Below are 20,000 nucleotides of genomic sequence, written 5' to 3'. Positions count from 1 at the left end.
TAGGATCAACAATATCGCATTGTCCCGTGCTTCAGCTCGGGTTGGTAAAGTTAAAAAGCAGGATCAACAATATCGTTTTGTCCCGTGCTTTAGCTCGGGATGGTAAAGTTAAAAAGTAGGATTAACAATATCGTTTTGTCCCGTGCTTTAGCTCGGGTTGGTAAAGTTAAAAAGTAGGATCAACAATATCGCATTGTCCCGAGCTTCAGCTCAGGTTGCAGTAAACAGGAAATACAACAATCTTCAGAAATTTAAAGAACAAATGAAAATAGGAATTATAGGAACAGGAGGCGTTGGAGGCTATTTTGGAGCCAAACTTGCAGCGGCAGGAAACGATGTTCAGTTTTTGGCACGAGGAGAACATTTAAAGGCCATTCAAAGTAAAGGTTTACAGGTAAAAAGCATTAAAAAAGATGTTCATATTCAGCCTGCTAATGCAAGCGATAAAATTTCAGATCTCAGTGATTGCGATCTCGTTATTTTTGCTTGCAAAGCCAAGCAAGTTCGCGAGACTGCTGTCCAACTGTCCAAAACATTAAAAAAGGAAGCTTGGATTCTTCCCCTGCAAAATGGCGTTCTTGCTGCAGACGAGTTGGCCGAGTTCTTCGACCGAAAACAAATTTTAGGCGGCTTATGTATGATTTTTAGCTTTATAGAATCGCCAGGCGTTATTAGCCATGTTGGTTTGAACGAACCCATGATTATTTTTGGAGAACTGGACCAAACAAAAAGTGAAAGATGTAAAACAGTTTTGCATTTGTTCGAGAAAGCAGACATTCGCTGTAAACAAAGCGAAGATATTCATGCCTCTCTTTGGCAAAAATTCATCCTGATTTGCCTAAGTGGACTTGGAGCCATTGCCAATGAAGGTTATGGTCTGATTCGTGAAACACCCGAATCGAGAAGTTTATTGGTAGATGTATTGACAGAAGTGAGTCAAATTGCCAAAGCAAAAAGCATCAATTTGCCTAAGGATATCGTAGAAAAATCTATGGCAATTGTCGATTCCTATCCTGCCGATTCCATGTCTTCATTGGCAAGAGATGTACTCAGCGGTAAAAGCTCCGAGATCGATTACCAAAACGGAACAGTAGTTCGCTTTGGACTAGAATTAGGCATTGCCACACCTGCCAACAAATTTGTTTTGGGCATGGTCAAGTTATTGGAACAAAAGAATTGTAAAGCCTAAATCCTTGACATGGGAATTTTATGAAATAGTGAATTGAGAAGCTTCTACATTAATAACAGACATAAGGGAAAGAGTCAGCAAGCTATTCTAGTTTGTTGACTCTTTTTTTTATCGTCTAAGATATTTTACCAAAAGATTATATTTTGTTTATGAGTTTGTTTTGATAAATTTGAAAGACTTTAAATTTAGAGGAAAATTCTGACTGTTTTTGCAAGCTCTAAAAAGCTCATTACAGCTGTTTAGACCCAACTACAACTATATCTTCCAAATTGCTGCAGATGAATGATATAAGTCGCATAGCAACAAACACACTTGTACATGCTATTAAAAAGGCATTCTAAACAGCTTAAGATATAGGATTTGATTAAATTCGCAGAGCAATAAAAAATAATAGATGACCGAACAAAAAGCACACTTAGAACAACAACTCTGGAACATTGCCAACACCCTAAGGGGCAAGATGGATGCCGATGATTTTAGAGATTATATATTAGGTTTCATTTTTTACAAGTACCTAAGTACGAAGATGGAACTTTATACCAATGAAATTCTAGAACCCGATGGAATTACTTTTGCAGAAGTAGAAGGCCATGCTCAAGAAGCAGAGCTGATAGCAGCATTGAGAGATGCAGCATTAGATAAATTGGGTTACTTCCTATTGCCATCAGAGTTATTTAGCGAATTGGCCAAAAGAGGCAACTCGGGCGGGAAAAACCAATTTATTTTGGGCGACTTGGCCAAAGTGTTAGCGCACATTGAGCAAAGTACCATGGGATCAGAAAGTGAAGACGATTTTGGTAACCTGTTCGAAGATTTAGATTTGACGAGTTCTAAATTGGGTAAATCGGAAAACGATAAAAACGAATTGATTGTAAAAGTGCTTTCGCATTTAGACGAGATTGATTTCGATATAGAAAATACCGATAGTGATGTGTTGGGTGATGCCTACGAATACCTAATTGGTAAATTTGCTAGCGGAGCAGGGAAAAAGGCAGGTGAGTTTTATACCCCACAACAAGTATCAAAAGTGCTAGCACAACTGGTAACGGTGGGTAAAGACCAGCTGAAATCGGTTTACGATCCTACTTGTGGTTCAGGTTCTTTGTTGTTGCGTGTAGCCAAACAAGTAAAGGCAGTAAGTGGATTTTATGGGCAAGAAATGAACCCAACCACTTATAACTTGTGTCGCATGAACATGATTATGCATGATGTGCATTACAAACATTTTGACATTAAAAATGAAGATACCCTTGAGCGACCACAACATATAGATCAACGTTTTGAAGCCATTGTAGCCAATCCTCCATTTTCGGCAAAATGGAGTGCTAGCCCCTTGTTTATGAGTGACGATCGTTTTTCACCTTACGGAAAGCTAGCGCCAAGCTCTAAGGCCGATTTTGCCTTTGTACAACACATGGTGCATCAGTTGGCTGATAATGGGACTATGGCCGTCGTGTTACCACATGGTGTTTTGTTTAGAGGTTCAGCCGAAGGACACATTCGTAAATACCTGATAGAAGACCGCAATTATCTAGATGCCGTAATAGGTTTACCAGCCAATATCTTTTACGGAACCAGTATTCCGACCTGTATTTTGGTGCTTAAAAAGGAAAGAACCAATAAGGATAATATCTTATTTATTGATTCCAGCCAACACTTCGAAAAAGTAAAAACCCAAAACTACTTGCGAGAAGAAGACATCAATAAAATAATTGATACCTACAAAGTCTTTGTTTCCCCTCTTGAGAGGGGATTAAGGGGAGTGTTAGAAGACAAATACAGCTATATATCACCCCTTAGCGAAGTAGCCGAAAACGACTACAACCTAAACATACCCCGCTATGTTGATACCTTCGAAGAGGAAGATCCTGTAGATTTAGCAGCCGTTTCTAAAGAGCTTAAAGCCATAGATGCAGACATGGCCACTACAGATGCAACTATAGCCGATTACTGCAAACAATTGGAAATTGAAAGCCCCTTTTAAGATGACAGAAATAGCTACACATATCGAAAAAAGCAACTCGTCATTGCAAACAGCAAACGAAAACCACAATTCGTCATTGCGAGGAACGAAGCAATCTCAACAATTGGTACCCAAATTACGATTCAAGGAGTTTGATGGGGATATTGAAGAAACTTTGTTTGGCAATCATTATTCGTTTCATACTACAAATTCACTCTCCAGAGATAAATTAAATTACGATGAAGGGGAAGTTAGAAATATTCATTACGGAGATATACATACAAAATTTCAAACTCACTTTCATTTAACTAACGAATATGTCCCTTTCATTAATGAGGATGTAGATTTAGCAAAAATTAAAGAAGACTCTTATTGTAAAGTTGGTGATTTAGTTATTGCAGATGCATCCGAAGATTACGCAGATATTGGAAAGTCTATTGAGCTTATTGATATTAATAATGAAAAATTATTAGCTGGATTGCACACATTCTTAGCAAGACCATCATCAGAAAATACAGCTGTGGGCTATATGAGTTGTCTGCTTAAATCTTGGAAATTGAGGAAGCAAATAATGACAATAGCGCAAGGGACAAAGGTGCTGAGTTTATCTACTGGAAGAGTTTCGAAATTAAAACTTAATCTCCCATCCCTCCCCGAACAACAAAAAATAGCTTCCTTTTTATCTGCGCTAGATGAAAAAATACAGCAGCTCAGCAAAAAGAAGGCCTTGTTGGAGGACTACAAAAAAGGGGTGATGCAACAACTCTTCTCTGGCAAACTTAGGTTTAAAGATGAGAATGGAAAGGATTATCCTGATTGGGAATGGGTTGGGGGTAATAAATTGTTTGATAACATTTCAGATAAAAAACACAATTCAGACTTGCCAATTCTTGCAATAACTCAGGATCAAGGAGCAATTCCAAGAGATCTCATTAACTATCAAATGACTGTTACTGAGAAAAGTGTTGCGAGTTATAAAGTTGTACAAGTAGGCGATTTTGTAATCAGTTTAAGAACTTTCCAAGGAGGAATAGAGTTTTCAGATTATCATGGTATTTGTAGCCCAGCTTATATTATTCTTAGACCAAGTTCAGATGACGTGGATAGAGAATTTTATAAATTTTATTTGAAAACACCATTCTATATAAAACAATTACAGAAGAACCTAGAAGGTATTAGAGATGGAAAAATGATTAGTTATAAATACTTCTCAGAAATTAAATTGCCGTTCCCATCTCTACCAGAACAACAAAAAATCGCTACTTACTTATCGAGTATCGATAGCAAAATAGAAAATGTCAATAATCAAATAAGCCAAACGCAAAGCTTTAAAAAAGGGCTGTTGCAGCAAATGTTTGTGTAGCAAGCACCCCTATTCCCGTCATTGCGAGTGAGGAACGACCGCGGCAATCTCAGGTAAACGGGACAGGTTGCTTCGTACCTCGCAATGACAGCGAGAGAGTCGCCATTTCTCCGTCATTGCGAAGGAGGCATCAATAACCCGTCATTGCGAAGGAGGAACGACTGTGGCAATCTGTTGGCAAAAGGAATGAGATTGCTTCGAGCCTTGCGAAGACAGGACAGAAGAAGGAACAGATTGCTTCGTACCTCGCAATGACAGGAAAGAAGAAGGAACAGATTGCTTCACTTCGTTCACAATGACGGGAAGGAAGAAGTAACAGTCATTGCGAAGGAGGCACGACTGTGGCAATCTCACGTAAACGGGACAGATTGCTTCGTACCTCGCAATGACAGGAAAGAAGAAGGAACAGATTGCTTCACTTCGTTCGCAATGACGGGAAGGAAGAAGTAACAGTCATTGCGAAGGAGGCACGACTGTGGCAATCTCACGTAAACGGGACAGATTGCTTCGTACCTCGCAATGACAGGAAAGAAGAAGTAACAGTCATTGCGAAGGAGGAACGACTGTGGCAATCTGCTAGTAATGACAGAGAGTGAAAAGAAACCCTCGCAATGACAGTGAAGTCGAAGCCAATGTTTGTGTAAATATATTGCGCGCATATTTTTTGAGAATAGATGATATGCGCACGTTTTTTTTAGGTAGCGCACGTTTTTATCAACCTGTTTTTCCAACTTTTAGGTTTTAATTACCTAAAATGCCATTTAAAAACCCATTTCTACAAAAACAATTAAAACCTATTTTGCCAATAGTGAATGTAATAATACCTTCTTTTCCATAATACTACCTATTTTTCCATTATATTTGGTAGAAGTTTTTTTGCATCATAGAAATATTCATTTTTCACCAAAGCGTATGAATAATAATTGTTTTTCACTTAAAGTAAGTGTTTTTCACGGAAGGCAGGCACCCGAAGAAGCAACGCTGGTTGGTTATGGTGCTATTATTGAAGCTTTGCAATTGACAATGCCTTTTCCTGAACAGTTAGCACTTATAAGCGACAAAAGGCGAAGCTATAGTGAGACAAACTGGAAGGTGTTTTCTTCAAGAACTGCTTTTGATGATAGCTTGTACAAGCATTTGGTATTTGCATTGAAAAACGAAGGGGTCAATCTGCTGTTTTTTAAAAAACTATTCGATAAGCTATCCGAAAAAGAAATGATGTCCTTATTGCAATTAGAACCCACAGGCCAGTATAGCCGTAAAATTTGGTTTCTATACGAATGGCTTTTGCAAAAGCAACTTGATATTAAGGATTTAAGCATTAAAAACTTTGTGCCCTTAATAGATGATAAAATGCAATATGCTATTGAGGGAACGCGTTCTTCGAGGCATCGCATTATTAATAATCTTCCAGGAACCATAGATTTTTGCCCCTTATTATTTAAAACTGAAAAACTAGAAGCACATATTAATGCCAATGTATCTGGTAAAAAAAATGCATTCCTAAGCAGTATCCATAAAGATGTTTTACAACGGGCATCGTCTTTCTTACTATTAAAAGATTCTAAAGCATCCTTTGCCATCGAGGGCGAAAGTCCTAAAAGTAAACGTGCAGCACGATGGGGACAGGCCATAGGTCAAGCAGGAACAAAAGATTTAAGCAAAGAAGAGCTCATACGCTTGCAACAAATAGTTATCGAAAATGATCGATTCATTAACATGGGATTTCGTGAAAAGGGAGGCTTTGTTGGCGAACACGATCGATCGTCGGGGGAGCCACTACCAGAGCATATTTCGGCAAAATGGGATGACTTGGACAAATTGCTTACTGGTTTATTAAATACGAATGATAAGCTATTGAACTCTGATCTCGATGCTGTGTTAATGGCAACAATTATTGCTTTTGGCTTTATATTTATACACCCATTTGAAGATGGAAACGGAAGAATTCACCGTTACTTAATTCATCACGTTCTCGCTAAAAAGAAATTCTCACAACAAGGGATGATTTTCCCTGTTTCTTCATCAATACTTGATCATTTAGATGATTATAGTAAGGTATTGGAAAATTTTTCACATCCCTTATTAGATTTTATCGATTGGGAAGAAACGACAGATCATAATGTGAACGTTTTGAATGATACTCTCGATTATTATAGATATTTTGATGCGACAAAGCAAGCAGAATTTCTTTACGACTGTGTGCACGATACGATTGAGAATATTATTCCTGATGAAGTAACTTACCTGACTAATTATGATGAGTTCAAAAGATATTTAGATGATGAATTTGAAATGCCAGATAAATTAGTAGCCTTACTGGTTCGTTTCCTTGAGCAAAATGCAGGTAAGCTTTCACAAAGAGCTATGGAAAAAGAATTTGCATCGCTTAGCGATACAGAAGTGGAAGAGATAGAACGAAAGTATGTGTTGGTTTTTAGTTAGGAATTATGAGTTATGAATTATGAGATTTGAATTATAAATGATGAGTTATGAGTGAGAGTATCGTGAAAACTAAAAGTTTTGCTTTTGCTCATAAGTGAAGAGATTGCTTCGTACCTCGCAATGACGGGTAGGGGAAACACAGTCATTGCGAAGGAGGTACCATTAACCCGTCATTGCGAGAGAGGAACGAACGTGGCAATCCGTTAGCAAAAGGAATGAGATTGCTTCACTGCGTTCGCAATGACGGGGAAGAAGGTACCATTAACCCGTCATTGCGAAGGAGGCACGACTGCGGCAATCTGTTCGCACCCGTGCACAAAAGGAAACAGATTGCTTCGTGCCTCGCAATGACGGAGAGTAGGAAAACACGAAATGAGATGAAACAAGGATTCGTTTACATACTAACTAATAAAAATAACACCACGCTTTATGTTGGGGTAACTTCTAATTTGCAAGAGCGCATAGCACAGCATAAAGAAAAACTCGACAAAAAATCGTTTACAGCAAGGTATAATTTGAGTAAGCTAGTGTATTACGAAATATTTCAAACGATAGGCGATGCTATAAGTAGAGAAAAACAATTAAAGGCAGGCAGTAGGGCAAAAAAAATAGAATGTATTGAAAGTATAAATCCCAATTGGCAGGATTTATATGAAAACATAATGTAGAAAATGATGCACCAGTCAGAAGCAAAACTAGAAAATAACTTAATAAAGCAATTAGTAGGTTTGGGCTACCAATCTGTTAAAGTAATGGATGGTGATGCTTTGGTTTCCAATTTAAAGACACAATTAGAGGCTTTTAATAAAGCTACTTATACCGATAAAGAGTTCGATGGCATTCTCAACCATTTAGCCAAAGGCAATGTGTTCGAAAAAGCCAAAACGCTTAGAGATCGATTTAGCTTCACCCAAGATGGTTCGGCAAGCTCACCAAACGCACCAACCGAGGTAGCCTATGTTCGATTTTTCGATTCAGAAAATTGGAACAACAACTTATTTCAAGTCACAAATCAAGTATCGCAAGAAGGCTCCTTTAAAAACCGTTACGATGTAACTTTATTGGTGAATGGTTTGCCACTGGTTCAAATAGAACTCAAGCGTAGAGGTTTAGAAATTAAAGAAGCTTTTAATCAGATTAATCGTTACCAAAAGCATTCATTTTGGAGCAATCATGGTTTGTTTCAATATGTGCAGTTATTTGTAATTAGTAATGGTGGCGATACCAAATATTTAGCCAACAACAAATTGCAATCTGTTAAGCAAACCTTCTTTTGGGCTGATGCTACCAACAAAAATATTACAGAATTAGATGAGTTTGCTGCTGCATTTCTCAATCCCGATCATTTGGGTAAAATGATTGCCAACTACATTGTAATTAACGAAACGCTTAAAATTTTAATGGTGCTTCGTCCATACCAATACTTTGCTACCGAGGCGCTCATTAAACAAGTAAAAACCAATACAGACAATGCCTACATCTGGCATACCACAGGTTCGGGTAAAACCTTAACTTCTTTTAAAACCAGTCAAATTTTAATGGATTTGCCCGAGGTTTATAAAGTTGTGTTTGTGGTAGATCGTAAAGATTTGGATTATCAAACCATGCAAGAGTTCAATTCTTTTAAGGATGGAAGTGTTGATTCTACTGATAACACCAGCAGCTTGGTGAATCAGTTTTTAGGTAAGTTTAAAGATAAAAAGGGCGTACGTAAAGAATCAGATTTAATTATTACCACCATACAGAAACTAAACAATGCCATTTCAGATCGTTACGCTAAACAATTGGAGCAGCTGAAAAATGAGCGTTTTGTTTTCATATTCGACGAATGTCACCGTTCTCAGTTTGGAGAAACCCACGAGAGAATTACCAAGTTCTTTGCTCAAAGTCAATTGTTTGGTTTTACAGGCACACCCATTTTTGCCGAGAATGCCTCTAAAAATGATTTGGGAAAGCGAACCACCAAAGATTTGTTTGGCAAGTGCTTGCACAAATATGTGATTACCGATGCCATACGTGACGAAAACGTATTGAAGTTTGGTATAGAGTATTACAGCGTTTTTAAGCATAAAAACAAGCCTAAATTCGACCAAATGGTTGAAGATATCAATAAAAAAGAAGTTTTTGAAGATCCAAAATATCTGGAAAGTGTTGTCGATTACATTATTGCCAATCACAACAGAAAAACTTTTAATAAAGATTACTCGGCCATTTTTGCAGTAAGCGATATAGGTGCAGCTATTGCCTATTATGAGCTATTCCAACAAAAGAAATTGGCAGGAGAGCACGATTTACGCATTGCCACCATTTTTACCTATGGAGCCAACGAGGATGATGAAAATGCTCAGGATTTTTTGCCTGATTTTGAACTAGATCAGGCTGCCGAAGCACAAGTGGCATATCAATCGAGCCACACAAGAGATAAGTTAGAAGGCTTTGTTGGTGATTACAACAAAATGTATAATACCAATTATACCACTAAGGACAGTAAGCTTTTCGAAGGCTATTTTAAAGACATCAGCAAGCGTTTTAAGGATAGAGAAAAAACCACATTTAACGATGAAAAAGATCGGTTAGACATCGTTATTGTAGTTGGCATGATGTTAACTGGTTTTGATGCGAAAAAGGTAAACACCTTGTATGTAGATAAGAACTTAAAGCAACATGGATTAATACAAGCCTTCTCTCGTACCAATCGTATTTTAGGCGAGCAAAAGTCGCAAGGCAATATATTGTGTTTCCGAAATCTGAAACAAGCTACCGACGATGCCATCACCTTGTTCTCGAATAAAGAGGCCATTGAAGTGGTTGTTATGCCTGAATATAAGGATATAGCTAAGAAGTTTGATGAAGCTCTTAAAAATCTTAAGGAGATAGCACCAACCTATCAAACAGTAAACGATTTAGAGTCAGAGGAAGATGAGGCTGCCTTTGTACAAGCCTTTAGAAAACTGATGCGTAACCTCAATGTTTTACAATCGTATACCGACTTCAATTGGGAAGATTTGCCACTAGATGAACAAGAGTATGAAGACTACAAAGGTAAGTATCTCGATTTATACGAGAAGGTAAAACGTGAGAAGCAAAAAGAGAAGGTATCGATTTTAGATGATATCGATTTTGAATTGGAATTGATTCACCGAGATCGTGTGAATGTGGCTTATATCATTAAACTATTGGCTAAGTTAAAAATCACAGATACGACAAGTGCTGCAGCTCAGAAAAAAGCCATTATCGACTTACTAGGTGGCGATGTAATGCTGCGTAGCAAACGAGAACTCATCGAAAAATTTATTGAAGAGAATTTACCGACTATTCTCGATGCCGATAAGATAGAGGAAGAGTTTGATCAATATTGGCAAGACCAAAAAGTATTGGCCTTGGGTAAACTATGCGAAGAAGAAAGTTTGGATAAAGCCCAGTTTAAATCCTTAATCGACTCCTATATCTATAGCGGACAGGAACCCATTCGCGATGATGTTTTTAAATGTTTAGACCATAGACCAAGCATACTTAAAGCAAGAGAAATAGGCGTTCGAATACTTAACCGAATGAAGGAATTTGTGGAGGTATTTGTTCATGGTATGGTGGGTTAAAAGGGTTTTTGCAGAATTTCAACTGACCTGATATCAATCAGTATAAATAGCCAAAACTAATTTTATTTTGAATTTCATTCTTAAAAAAACTTAAATTCTTGTTTATTTCTAACCGATCAGTTAGTTTTGAAGTCTAATACATCAGCATGGCTAGACAAAAAGCATATAAGGAAAATGAAGTGATTGAAAAAGCAACCGAGCTTTTTTGGCGAAATGGTTATGAATCAACTTCTATGAGTTCGTTGGAGAAAGCCATGGGCATCAATAAATTTTCAATCTACTCGAGTTTTGGAAGCAAACAAGGTGTTTTTTTAGAAAGCCTTAAATGCTATAAAAATAAACTACAGCCTTTACTTACTACGCTTAAAGAATCAAGTAAGGGGAAAGAGGCCATCAAACAGTTCTTTTACGATTTTCTAATTTTTTCAAAGGAAAATGACATTGGAAAAGGATGCTTATTAACGAATACGTCAGGAGAATTAGGAGCGAAGGGCGATGCTCTAATCAGAATGAAAATTTTTGATTTTACAGAAATACTTAAAGCTCTTTTCGCTGAAAAGTTAGCAAGTGATACGCATAAAAGTCAAGAACGAATCAATAAAGAAGCCACTTACTTATTGATTGCCAAACAGGGTTTATCCAATGCATCTAAAATTTTTGATCATAAAGATTTGGAAGCCTTTATTGAAACAACGTTTGAAAATATTTAAAAAATTTTCCATTAAACTAACCGATCGGTTAGTATCAAAAGGAACTCTATTAATAATAAAAAAAGACATATTATGAAAATGCCAGAACAGGTAGTCAACCTTTTAAATGACAAAGAAGCAACCAAAGTATTAACTACAGTATCTGCCGAAGGCATTCCACACTCTGTTGTTGTTGGAAGTACAATGGCTCCCGAAGCCGATTTAATTTGCGCTGCTGAAGTTTTAATGCAAAGCACTTCAAAAAATTTACAAGTGAACAAAACAGTTAGTGTTTTAGCTGTAAAAGGCATGGAATCGTATCAAGTGGTGGCAAAAGTTAAGGAACGCCAAACAGAAGGCCCACTTTTTGAAGCTGCAAAAGCTGAATTGGAAAAATTAGGTTTGCCATGCCGAGGTTTATGGTTATTCGAACCTCTTGAAGCATTCGATCAAGGTGCTGGAGCCAATGCAGGTAAGAAAATCGCATAAGGAAAATACAAAAGTTACGAGCACCTTGTTTCTAAGGTATCGATTGTTTTAGATTGAGAACCAGAGCAAGGTGTTCCACTTTTTGTTAATCGCATTTTTTGTCGATATAAAACAGCTATAAATTCATAGCTTATAGAATAAACACATCTCAAAAGGCATATAAGTTTATGATATTAGGAATTTCAGGTAGCCCAAGACCCAATGGTATTACTGCCAATGCGGTAAAATATATGCTTTCGAAATGCGAAGGCGAAACAAAATTTATTTCACTGGCTGGTAAGCACATTAGTGGTTGCATTAGTTGTTTGGGATGCACCAAAGACAATCATTGCGTTGTTGAGGATGATTTTTTGGAAATAGCCGAATTGATGGTAAAAGCCGATGCCATTGTACTGGGAATACCCAACTATTACGATGTTCCCAATGCTTTATCGCATAGTTTACTGGAAAGGTGCTTTTGCTTTCGCCACCAAGGCGCTTTCCTTTTAAAAGATAAACCTGCTGTTATTTTTTCTACGGGTTACGCTACCGATGAGGAAAATAGTCAGGTCCTTAAAATTGTAGACCATTTTTTGGTGATGAATAAAATGAAAGTGATCTCTAAATTTTTAGTTGGTGCTTTTTCTCAATGCTATACCTGCAAATACGGTCGTACTTGCGAAGATGGAAATGTGGTGAAAAATAATGGTATCGTTTCTCAAATTACACCCGCTATGTTACCACCAAAATTCAACAAGCAAATAGATTCGATGGCTAAATGCGAAAAAGCAGTTTATTTGCTCAATGATATTCTCAAGCCATAAACATCTAGAACAAAAGTTATTTCTAGAATAGTTCCCGTGTAGCTATTAATTTTAGAGACTAAAACAGACTTTGTTAGTTGATATGATATTTTTGTTTTGGAATATTACGAAGAGGTGTGAATACAAAAATCCTCAAAGCGACATACTCTGAGGATTTCTAATATCATACTTTAAGTTTGTGGTCATTATAGTGTTTTGCTCATCACTTTTTTACCATCCTGATTAGATGCTTTGAATCCCATTCTCTTAATATATTTCAGGTTGTCTTCAATCTCAGAATCACAAACTACAGACTTAACCTGATGTTCTGAAAGAACTTCGCTTAATTTGTTATAAAGGTAATTGGCTACCTTAAAATCGCGGTATTGAGGTAGAGCATAATCAATATCTATTTGGAATGTATCACCTTTAACTTCGCCAATAAAAATACCTGCAACCGCCATATCGCGTAGTACAAATATGCTAAGTTTGCCTTCAGCACTTTTAAAGTTAGGGAAGAATTTAGCTATATCCTTTTTATATGAATCGAGATAATAGTTTAAAATTCCATCATTGCCATTAAGTTCAATGACTTTGAAGCTTTCTTTGTGCTTATTCATTTTTACCAAGTAATAAATATTGGTGCAAACAATTAGAAAGTTCATAAAGGCTACTGGGTACGATCCAATTAAAAAGCCATAGAGTGAAAATAGGGCAGCACCTAACATATTATACCATCTGAGTTTGACAATTGAAGTCATAGACAGTGACACAAATACGATTATCGACGCTGCATAACCTAACCATTCCAAAATGGAGATACCTAAAAATTCTAACATACAAAATAAGTTTGTTTTGCTGAATGAAATTCAGCTGAGTTAATAAAAATGGGATGGTTGAAATAGTAGGACGCCCGTGAAGGACAGTATAAAAATAATCAAATTAATTGAAAAGAGATGTAATGAGCTAAGATAGTTTGATTATGTTACCAAATAATTAAGCCTTTATGACCATAAAACTCTAGTCATAAAGGCTTGTTTATTATCTTTCGAATTCCTTTTGAGAGTCTTAATTATTAGATGCTCGTCATAAGGAATAAAGGTTGTAGCTCAAAACTGTTGTATTTTGGACGTAAACGATCAGTGTTATAATAACGATCGATATCGACTATTTTTTTTGAGCTAGTTACAATATCGATGGGAGCATTGTCGTAACGTCCATTTCTAAGCGTTATTAAACGTCCGTGTACACCTTTTATAATTAAATCGAGAGCTAGATTACCAAAGGCCATGGGTACAATAGAATCTATGGCATCAGGGTCACCACATCGAACTAAATATCCGAGTTTCTGATTAATTACATCCACAGGTACACCTTTGTTGTATTGTGGAGATAAGTGTTTCATTTGGTCGGAAACTCTTTCACCAATACCGCCCAGCTTTTTATGTCCATAGTCGTCCATAACGCTACCTTTAAAAATCATATCTTCACCACTAAATGCAGCTCCTTCAGAAACTAGAACGACTGAATATTTACTGGGGTTTTTAAATCGATCCTCTATCATAAGTTCGGTGAGTCGGTTAATATCGAATTTATGTTCGGGAATAACACAACGGTTAGCTGCTCCTGCCAATGTTGGTAATATTGACGTGAAACCGGCATAACGACCAAATACTTCAAGTACCAAAAAACGCTCATGCGATCCTGCCGAAGTTCTTAAACTATGGGTTAATGAAATGGTTCGGGTAATACAGGTACTGAAACCGATGCAATAATCTGTTCCGGGAACATCATTATCCATGGTTTTTGGAATGGCAATCACTTTAAAGCCTTCTTTATACAAACGTACAGCATAACTTAATGTGTCGTCTCCACCAATCGGAATCAAGTAATCGATATTGAGAAAAGCTAGATTAGCTAGAACTTCTTCAGTAAGATCATTAATCTCATCCTTATATTTGTCTTGCAAGTGTATTGGGACATGAGCTTTTGATGTTTTTGAAGGGTTCATACGTGAGCTGTGCAAAAAGGTTCCACCAGTTCGACCAACTCTATTGACTAATTCTTCAGTAAGAAGAGAGTAATTTTCACTGTTATCTACTTTTTTATCACGGATAATATCAACAAGTCCGTTCCATCCTTTTCGGATACCAATAACGGTATAACCTTCTCGTAAAGCCCTGATGGTTACTGCACGAATAGCAGGGTTTAGACCTGGTACATCACCACCTCCGGTTAAAATTCCAATGACTCCTTTTGTATTCTTTGGTATTTCCATAGTGCTTAGTTTTATCATTAATAATCCTTAAGGTAATGATTTTTTTGCTGTAAAAGGATGGCATTTTATGAGAAATAATAATTTTGATGTTACTTAGTAGAAATTGTCATTGAAAATTTTATGGTCATATTGTCGTTTGTATTTGTGTGTGCGTAAGGTCCGTATCGGTAATAGGCTCCTGCACCAAATCCTAAATATAAAAGATTTAAGTAATTGGCTTTGATAATATTGTCAATTTGAACTCCCGTTTCGAATAGTCCTTTTTCTTTTGTTTTAAATTCAATGTTTTTATGATATTCAGAATGCGAAAGCTTTCCCCAGCCTATGTTGTTGTGGATACTTATGTGAGGTTGAAATTTGCCGTGTTTATATAGTAAAGATCCAAAGTTGTGAGAAAAATGTATGTTTACAAATCTGTCTGACAAGAACTCGTAAGGGCGTACTGTTTGAAAATAATTTGCAAGGAATAAGGGCAAGTTCTTATCGTAACTTCCCTCACCTGTAAATAGTAAACCATAGGGTAGGGCTTTATCAATAAAGCCACCATCAATTCGGAATGTGGTTTTGCCAATATTTTTCGATAAAAATGATTGTTCTATTCTTGCCTCTATTTTGTTGAAATTAAATTCACTGTTATAAAGTCCTTTAATTCCTTTGGTGTAACTCAGTAATAATACGGGATATTTTGTGCCCACACTCATTCTTTTCTTTAAAGAATTGACAAATTTTTCCTTGTAAGCAAATTTTAGCTTTATGCGAATGTCACAGTTTGTGTAGTTTGTGATTGTTTGCAGCTCATTAGGCTGAAACTGATAATCGTATTGGGGACTAACTTTTGTGTGATTTAATTCAAAATTAAATTTGGCATATTTAAGTGTTCTAAAACCAATGGAAATACTGTTTTGTTTTATTTTGTCCATTTGCGAAGCAAAATAAATTTTGGTATCAAATACATTTACCGTATTTATGGAATTCAGTGTTAATCCTCCAGGTTCTTTCAAGTTATGCTGATGTTTTCCTTTTATCTCAATCTCCTTGTCGCGATTAAGTTTGAGTGCGAATTCTCCTCCGTATTTCCATTGATGGTCACCTAATCCATAGCCAAAAAAACCGCCTACGGATAAGTTCTTAAGTACTTTATCATTAGTGTAGGCACCTAAACCAAGGCGCATTCCTTCAAATTGATTGTAAATAAGTGATTTTGTGATATCGATATCCATAAACTTAAAAGTGATTTTATTATCGGCTAGTTTTTCTACGACCAATAATGCTGCATCGAATTTGTACCGTTTACCAATACTGTCGATTACTCTGTAGGTTGTTTTTTCTGATGTGTTTAAAGATTCAGTTCTGTGTTGTACCCAAAATGAGCTGTCTCTATTATTGGCAAGTTTGTGTATGCTTACAGCATCGATACTAAAATCGGAACGTTTTAATTCGGGGAATAGTTCTACTTTTTCGATGTATGTTTTTCCATTAACAGTTGTTACAAATCTTTTTGATGGATCGTTTCGAAGTATTAATTCGAAGTTTAATTGTGATGGGAACCATTGTTTGTTATCAATTAAGCTATATTTCTGTTGAATTTTAATATCAATTAAGCCTTTTTCGAAGGGTTCTGCAATTACATTTTCTATGGCATATTTATTTGTATTAATATAGAGTAGTCCTGTTAAGCCGTCTATATTTTTATTCATTTTGGGTTTAAACGAGATAATATAGGTGCTGTCATTCTTATGAAACAGTGTATCCTTAATTCTGAAAGTATATTTTTTAAGACTCCCTTTTGCAATGGGGTTTAGGTAATTAATGTCAAGTATTGTAATCATGTTATTATAAAAGGAAAAGGGTTGCATATCAGTGCCAATCGATGCAAATGAGGGCTTTTTAAATCCCGACACCTTTGTTGCAATCACAACTTCTTCGTTTATATCTGGTTTCATGAATTTTCTTTCAGTTACCGATTCTGAAAAGAATGCATGGCCACCTTTTAAAAATGTTTTGAGTCTAATATTTAGGCTATCGTCAGCTATCGTATCATGAGGAATAATATCGTAAATATCTTTATTATATGATGTGTATTTAAACGATGTTATTTTTTCAGGATTATTTAAGTCTTTGTTTTTAATGACTTTTCGGATGATTCTGTTGGCAGGATTCTCACCTGCTTTTACAATCACTTCCTGTAATATTTTCGGCGAAGAATGGAGTTTTATTATCAGTTCATTTTGAGTATCTATGCTTGTTAAATCGAGATCTTGTTTCTCGTAACCAACATAGCTGCAGGTTAATTTATTAGTTTTTACCGCAGATTTGAAACTGAATTTACCGTCAATATCGCTTGTTGTGCCACAGTAAGGGTTATCGTTAAATATGATATTTACAAAAGCTAAAGCCTTTTGTGTTTTGTGATCTATCACTTTGCCTTTAATATAAGATTGGCTGTATGATAGGTTAATATAAAATGTGGAGAGGAGAAAAATTAATATGCCCTTTATTACTTGCATCTAGTCGGATTTGTCTAATAAATTGAACTTTTCAGTCTAAAAGTATCAAAATTATTAATCCGAAGAATTAATGTTTTGTTAAATAAGTTTAAATTGATTTTCCATTTTTCTAATGAGAAAAAACGTAGGATATAATGTTAGCACCCATCTTAAGTGCTTTTGTATGATTTTCTTCTGTGTCATTATGAACTGATGGGTCTTCCCAACCATCACCTAAATCACATTCATAGGAGTAAAAGCAGACTAAACGTCCTTTATGGAATATTCCAAAGCCTTGTGCTGGTTTACCATCATGTTCGTGTATTTTTGGAAGTCCTGTTTTAAAATCATATACCTGATGGTAAATTGGATACGTGTAAGGGAGTTCGACGAGCTCTTCCTTTGGAAATATTTTTTTGATTTCTCTTCGAAAATAGGCATTCAAGCCGTAGTTATCATCAACATGTAAAAAACCACCTGCCTCAAGATAACGTCGTAAATTCACTACTTCCTGATTATTAAAAACAATGTTTCCATGTCCTGTCAAGTGTACAAATGGGTATGAGAATAGTTCATTACTTCCCACTTCAACAGTTGCAGGTTCTGATTGAATATTGGCAATCCCGTTGGTATTACAGAACTTAATGAGATTAGGTAATGAGGTAGGATTTGCATACCAATCACCGCCACCATTGTATTTGAGCAGAGCTATGCGTACACCGCTTTGCTGAGCACTTAAGTTTAAACTCAAAGCGAAAAATACAATAATGAATACTAATCTTGACATTAAAAATTCAGTTTAAATCTTGATGAGATGATTTATTGGTTGGCTAGGTTTACAATATTGCAAGCTACAATTCCAGCTGTTTCTGCTCGTAGTCGACTTGTACCCAAGCTAATTTCTTTGAACCCATTTGCGCGTGCCATTTCGACTTCTTGTGGACTAAAATCACCTTCAGGACCGATAAGTATTAACGCATTTTGTTTGGCTACATAAAGATTTTTTAAATGTGTTTTTTCTCCTTTGTAACAGTGAGCAATATATTTTTCTCCATCAAAAGGAGCACTTACTAAATCTTTAAATTTTGTTAGTTCGTTTAATTTAGGATGGTAAGCTTTTAACGATTGCTTAACAGCAGATGTAATCACCTTAAACAAGCGTTCTATTTTCACCACTTTGCGTTCAGAGAATTGACACAATAAAGGTGTAAATTCATCAATACCAATTTCAGTACACTTTTCCATATACCACTCGGTACGCTCAATATTTTTTGTAGGCGCAGCCGCAATATGTAATTTATAATCTAACTTTTCGAATTCAGCTTGTGTTTCAATGCATTCTACGGTACATCTTTTGGGATGTGCATCAATTATTTTGGCTGTAAAAAGATTGCCTTTTCCGTCAACTAGATGAATTTGGTCATCTTCTTTTAATCTCAAAACACGAACACAATGCTTCGATTCTACTTCGTTTAATTGATAAAATTTATTTTCTATATCTGGGGTGTAAAACAAGTTCATTCTTTGATTTATGATTTTCGTACTTCTTAAATTTATAAGAAGATAGGTTTATAAATGATTGTAAAAATAAAACTAAGTTCCGATATAATTAAGACAAACATGAAAATAGTACGTGATTTTTAAAGCAAATTGTATTTTTTCTTGCAACAATCTCTAATTCGTATTGATCTTTTATCAATTTGAATAATGGTTTTAAATGCAATTTTCATATTGTCTATAATATAACCAATAAGATTTATATGTTTTTATGCATGTTGTTTATTTACTGTAAGTCAAATTATTAATTCTAATGTGTAGAGCTTGTTTTAAGATCAAAATAGACTTTTATTCTATATTTTTTCGTTTTAGAAAAACGCATAAAAATGATAATCTCAAGTTGATTTAGTTTCTTCGTGAAGCAACCTTATTTTATGAATAAATTAAACAATTCGAGTTTAAAATTAATATTTCATTTATCTTCACATATTGTACTTTTCATGAGTAATTTTATCAAAATCTAATGCTTTAAAGCTTATATTTAAGTAACAAGTGTAACTTAGCAGAGATTAGATATTGATAATAATAAAAAAATATAATTCAAGTTATTTTTCTTAATAATATAACTTGTAAATGGTTGATAATAGGTTTGTTTTAGATTTATATAGACTGGTGATTGTTTGAATCATTGAAAAGGATTTTTGAATAAGGAAATATTTAGGACTAAATATTAATTATATTTGACTTTCAAGGCGTTTAAATGTCATTTTTTATTGATTTTGACGAATCTAATTATAGAGAAAATATGATACATAAAGATATGTCAGATTATAGAATCCTTTTAGTTGAGGATGATTTCATAAATGGAAAAATTGTGAAAACATTGCTTGAAAAGGTGTCTTATAATGTCGAATGGGTAAAGAATGGTAAGGAGGCTTTAGATATTTTGATTCCTCGTTCAACAGAGTATGATCTGGTTTTAATGGATATTCAGATGCCTATTTTTAATGGTTATGAAGTGAGTATGAATTTGAGAGAAAATGAAATTCAGATTCCAATTATATGTATGACTGCTAATGCTTTTTGTGATGAAAAAGATAAAGCGACGGAAGCAGGAATGAATGATTATATAGCAAAGCCAGTTTCGAAAAGGGTACTTTATGAGATGGTAAAGAAATATATAGAGCTCAAGTAATTGTGTTTGAGTGAGAATTTTGAAACAT

General features: G+C 35.5%; 15 protein-coding genes. 10 read left to right on the top strand and 5 right to left on the bottom strand.

Annotation, left to right across the window (positions count from 1 at the left end):
* Positions 1 to 262: 262 nt before the first annotated feature.
* The 9 genes from EMN46_RS06785 to EMN46_RS06745 all read left to right on the top strand — a co-directional run bounded on the left by EMN46_RS06785 (position 263) and on the right by EMN46_RS06745 (position 12,537).
* A complete protein-coding gene (locus tag EMN46_RS06785) occupies positions 263 to 1,189 on the top strand; it encodes a ketopantoate reductase family protein (protein WP_154200090.1) in 927 nt (308 codons plus the stop codon).
* A gap of 394 nt (positions 1,190 to 1,583) precedes the next feature.
* Positions 1,584 to 3,173, top strand: a complete 1,590-nt coding sequence (locus EMN46_RS06780) for a type I restriction-modification system subunit M (RefSeq protein ID WP_154200041.1) — start codon at positions 1,584 to 1,586, stop codon at positions 3,171 to 3,173.
* 1 nt (position 3,174) lies between these two features.
* A complete protein-coding gene (locus EMN46_RS06775; RefSeq protein WP_154200040.1) occupies positions 3,175 to 4,515 on the top strand; it encodes a restriction endonuclease subunit S in 1,341 nt (446 codons plus the stop codon).
* Positions 4,516 to 5,427: 912 nt separating this feature from the next.
* Complete coding sequence (locus EMN46_RS06770) at positions 5,428 to 6,960, top strand: Fic family protein (RefSeq protein WP_154200039.1); 1,533 nt, start codon at positions 5,428 to 5,430, stop codon at positions 6,958 to 6,960.
* Between the two features lie 377 nt (positions 6,961 to 7,337).
* Positions 7,338 to 7,628 (top strand): GIY-YIG nuclease family protein, encoded by a 291-nt coding sequence (locus tag EMN46_RS06765; protein WP_154200038.1) that lies wholly within the window; start codon positions 7,338 to 7,340, stop codon positions 7,626 to 7,628.
* Positions 7,629 to 7,631: 3 nt separating this feature from the next.
* A complete protein-coding gene (locus EMN46_RS06760; protein WP_154200037.1) occupies positions 7,632 to 10,556 on the top strand; it encodes a type I restriction endonuclease subunit R in 2,925 nt (974 codons plus the stop codon).
* Positions 10,557 to 10,702: 146 nt separating this feature from the next.
* Entirely contained in the window at positions 10,703 to 11,266 is a 564-nt protein-coding gene (locus EMN46_RS06755; RefSeq protein WP_154200036.1) for a TetR/AcrR family transcriptional regulator, read from the top strand.
* A 72-nt stretch (positions 11,267 to 11,338) separates the two neighbouring features.
* Positions 11,339 to 11,734: a pyridoxamine 5'-phosphate oxidase family protein gene (locus tag EMN46_RS06750; protein WP_154200035.1), complete on the top strand. Its 396-nt coding sequence runs from the start codon at positions 11,339 to 11,341 to the stop codon at positions 11,732 to 11,734.
* 167 nt (positions 11,735 to 11,901) lie between these two features.
* A complete protein-coding gene (locus EMN46_RS06745; RefSeq protein ID WP_154200034.1) occupies positions 11,902 to 12,537 on the top strand; it encodes a flavodoxin family protein in 636 nt (211 codons plus the stop codon).
* 185 nt (positions 12,538 to 12,722) lie between these two features.
* On the opposite strand, the gene EMN46_RS06740 is transcribed toward EMN46_RS06745, so the two are convergent.
* The 5 genes from EMN46_RS06740 to EMN46_RS06720 all read right to left on the bottom strand — a co-directional run bounded on the left by EMN46_RS06740 (position 12,723) and on the right by EMN46_RS06720 (position 18,801).
* Entirely contained in the window at positions 12,723 to 13,355 is a 633-nt protein-coding gene (locus tag EMN46_RS06740) for a YgjV family protein (RefSeq protein WP_154200033.1), read from the bottom strand.
* Positions 13,356 to 13,591: 236 nt separating this feature from the next.
* Positions 13,592 to 14,794 (bottom strand): 6-phosphofructokinase, encoded by a 1,203-nt coding sequence (locus EMN46_RS06735; RefSeq protein ID WP_154200032.1) that lies wholly within the window; start codon positions 14,792 to 14,794, stop codon positions 13,592 to 13,594.
* 89 nt (positions 14,795 to 14,883) lie between these two features.
* On the bottom strand, positions 14,884 to 17,301 hold the full coding sequence (locus tag EMN46_RS06730; RefSeq protein WP_154200031.1) for a DUF5686 family protein: 2,418 nt from the start codon (positions 17,299 to 17,301) through the stop codon (positions 14,884 to 14,886).
* 109 nt (positions 17,302 to 17,410) lie between these two features.
* Positions 17,411 to 18,067, bottom strand: coding sequence for a DUF4159 domain-containing protein (locus EMN46_RS06725; protein ID WP_154200030.1), 657 nt, complete (start codon positions 18,065 to 18,067; stop codon positions 17,411 to 17,413).
* Positions 18,068 to 18,099: 32 nt separating this feature from the next.
* Positions 18,100 to 18,801 (bottom strand): 16S rRNA (uracil(1498)-N(3))-methyltransferase, encoded by a 702-nt coding sequence (locus tag EMN46_RS06720; protein ID WP_154200029.1) that lies wholly within the window; start codon positions 18,799 to 18,801, stop codon positions 18,100 to 18,102.
* A 736-nt stretch (positions 18,802 to 19,537) separates the two neighbouring features.
* Here EMN46_RS06720 and EMN46_RS06715 point away from each other — a divergent pair.
* On the top strand, positions 19,538 to 19,972 hold the full coding sequence (locus EMN46_RS06715) for a response regulator (RefSeq protein WP_154200028.1): 435 nt from the start codon (positions 19,538 to 19,540) through the stop codon (positions 19,970 to 19,972).
* The last annotated feature ends 28 nt before the right edge of the window (positions 19,973 to 20,000 follow it).

Source organism: Ancylomarina sp. 16SWW S1-10-2 (genome assembly GCF_009669305.1).
Lineage (GTDB): Bacteria > Bacteroidota > Bacteroidia > Bacteroidales > Marinifilaceae > Ancylomarina.
Note: the sequence above shows the minus strand (reverse complement) of the source record. Positions and strands in the feature narration are given on the sequence as shown.

Bases quoted from the DNA above. Each gene is read 5' to 3' on its own strand.
- EMN46_RS06785 (WP_154200090.1), top strand. From the start codon at position 263: ATGAAAATAGGAATTATAGGAACAGGAGGCGTTGGAGGCTATTTTGGA.
- EMN46_RS06780 (WP_154200041.1), top strand. From the start codon at position 1,584: ATGACCGAACAAAAAGCACACTTAGAACAACAACTCTGGAACATTGCC.
- EMN46_RS06775 (WP_154200040.1), top strand. From the start codon at position 3,175: ATGACAGAAATAGCTACACATATCGAAAAAAGCAACTCGTCATTGCAA.
- EMN46_RS06770 (WP_154200039.1), top strand. From the start codon at position 5,428: ATGAATAATAATTGTTTTTCACTTAAAGTAAGTGTTTTTCACGGAAGG.
- EMN46_RS06765 (WP_154200038.1), top strand. From the start codon at position 7,338: ATGAAACAAGGATTCGTTTACATACTAACTAATAAAAATAACACCACG.
- EMN46_RS06760 (WP_154200037.1), top strand. From the start codon at position 7,632: ATGATGCACCAGTCAGAAGCAAAACTAGAAAATAACTTAATAAAGCAA.
- EMN46_RS06755 (WP_154200036.1), top strand. From the start codon at position 10,703: ATGGCTAGACAAAAAGCATATAAGGAAAATGAAGTGATTGAAAAAGCA.
- EMN46_RS06750 (WP_154200035.1), top strand. From the start codon at position 11,339: ATGAAAATGCCAGAACAGGTAGTCAACCTTTTAAATGACAAAGAAGCA.
- EMN46_RS06745 (WP_154200034.1), top strand. From the start codon at position 11,902: ATGATATTAGGAATTTCAGGTAGCCCAAGACCCAATGGTATTACTGCC.
- EMN46_RS06740 (WP_154200033.1), bottom strand. From the start codon at position 13,355: ATGTTAGAATTTTTAGGTATCTCCATTTTGGAATGGTTAGGTTATGCA.
- EMN46_RS06735 (WP_154200032.1), bottom strand. From the start codon at position 14,794: ATGGAAATACCAAAGAATACAAAAGGAGTCATTGGAATTTTAACCGGA.
- EMN46_RS06730 (WP_154200031.1), bottom strand. From the start codon at position 17,301: ATGCAAGTAATAAAGGGCATATTAATTTTTCTCCTCTCCACATTTTAT.
- EMN46_RS06725 (WP_154200030.1), bottom strand. From the start codon at position 18,067: ATGTCAAGATTAGTATTCATTATTGTATTTTTCGCTTTGAGTTTAAAC.
- EMN46_RS06720 (WP_154200029.1), bottom strand. From the start codon at position 18,801: ATGAACTTGTTTTACACCCCAGATATAGAAAATAAATTTTATCAATTA.
- EMN46_RS06715 (WP_154200028.1), top strand. From the start codon at position 19,538: ATGTCATTTTTTATTGATTTTGACGAATCTAATTATAGAGAAAATATG.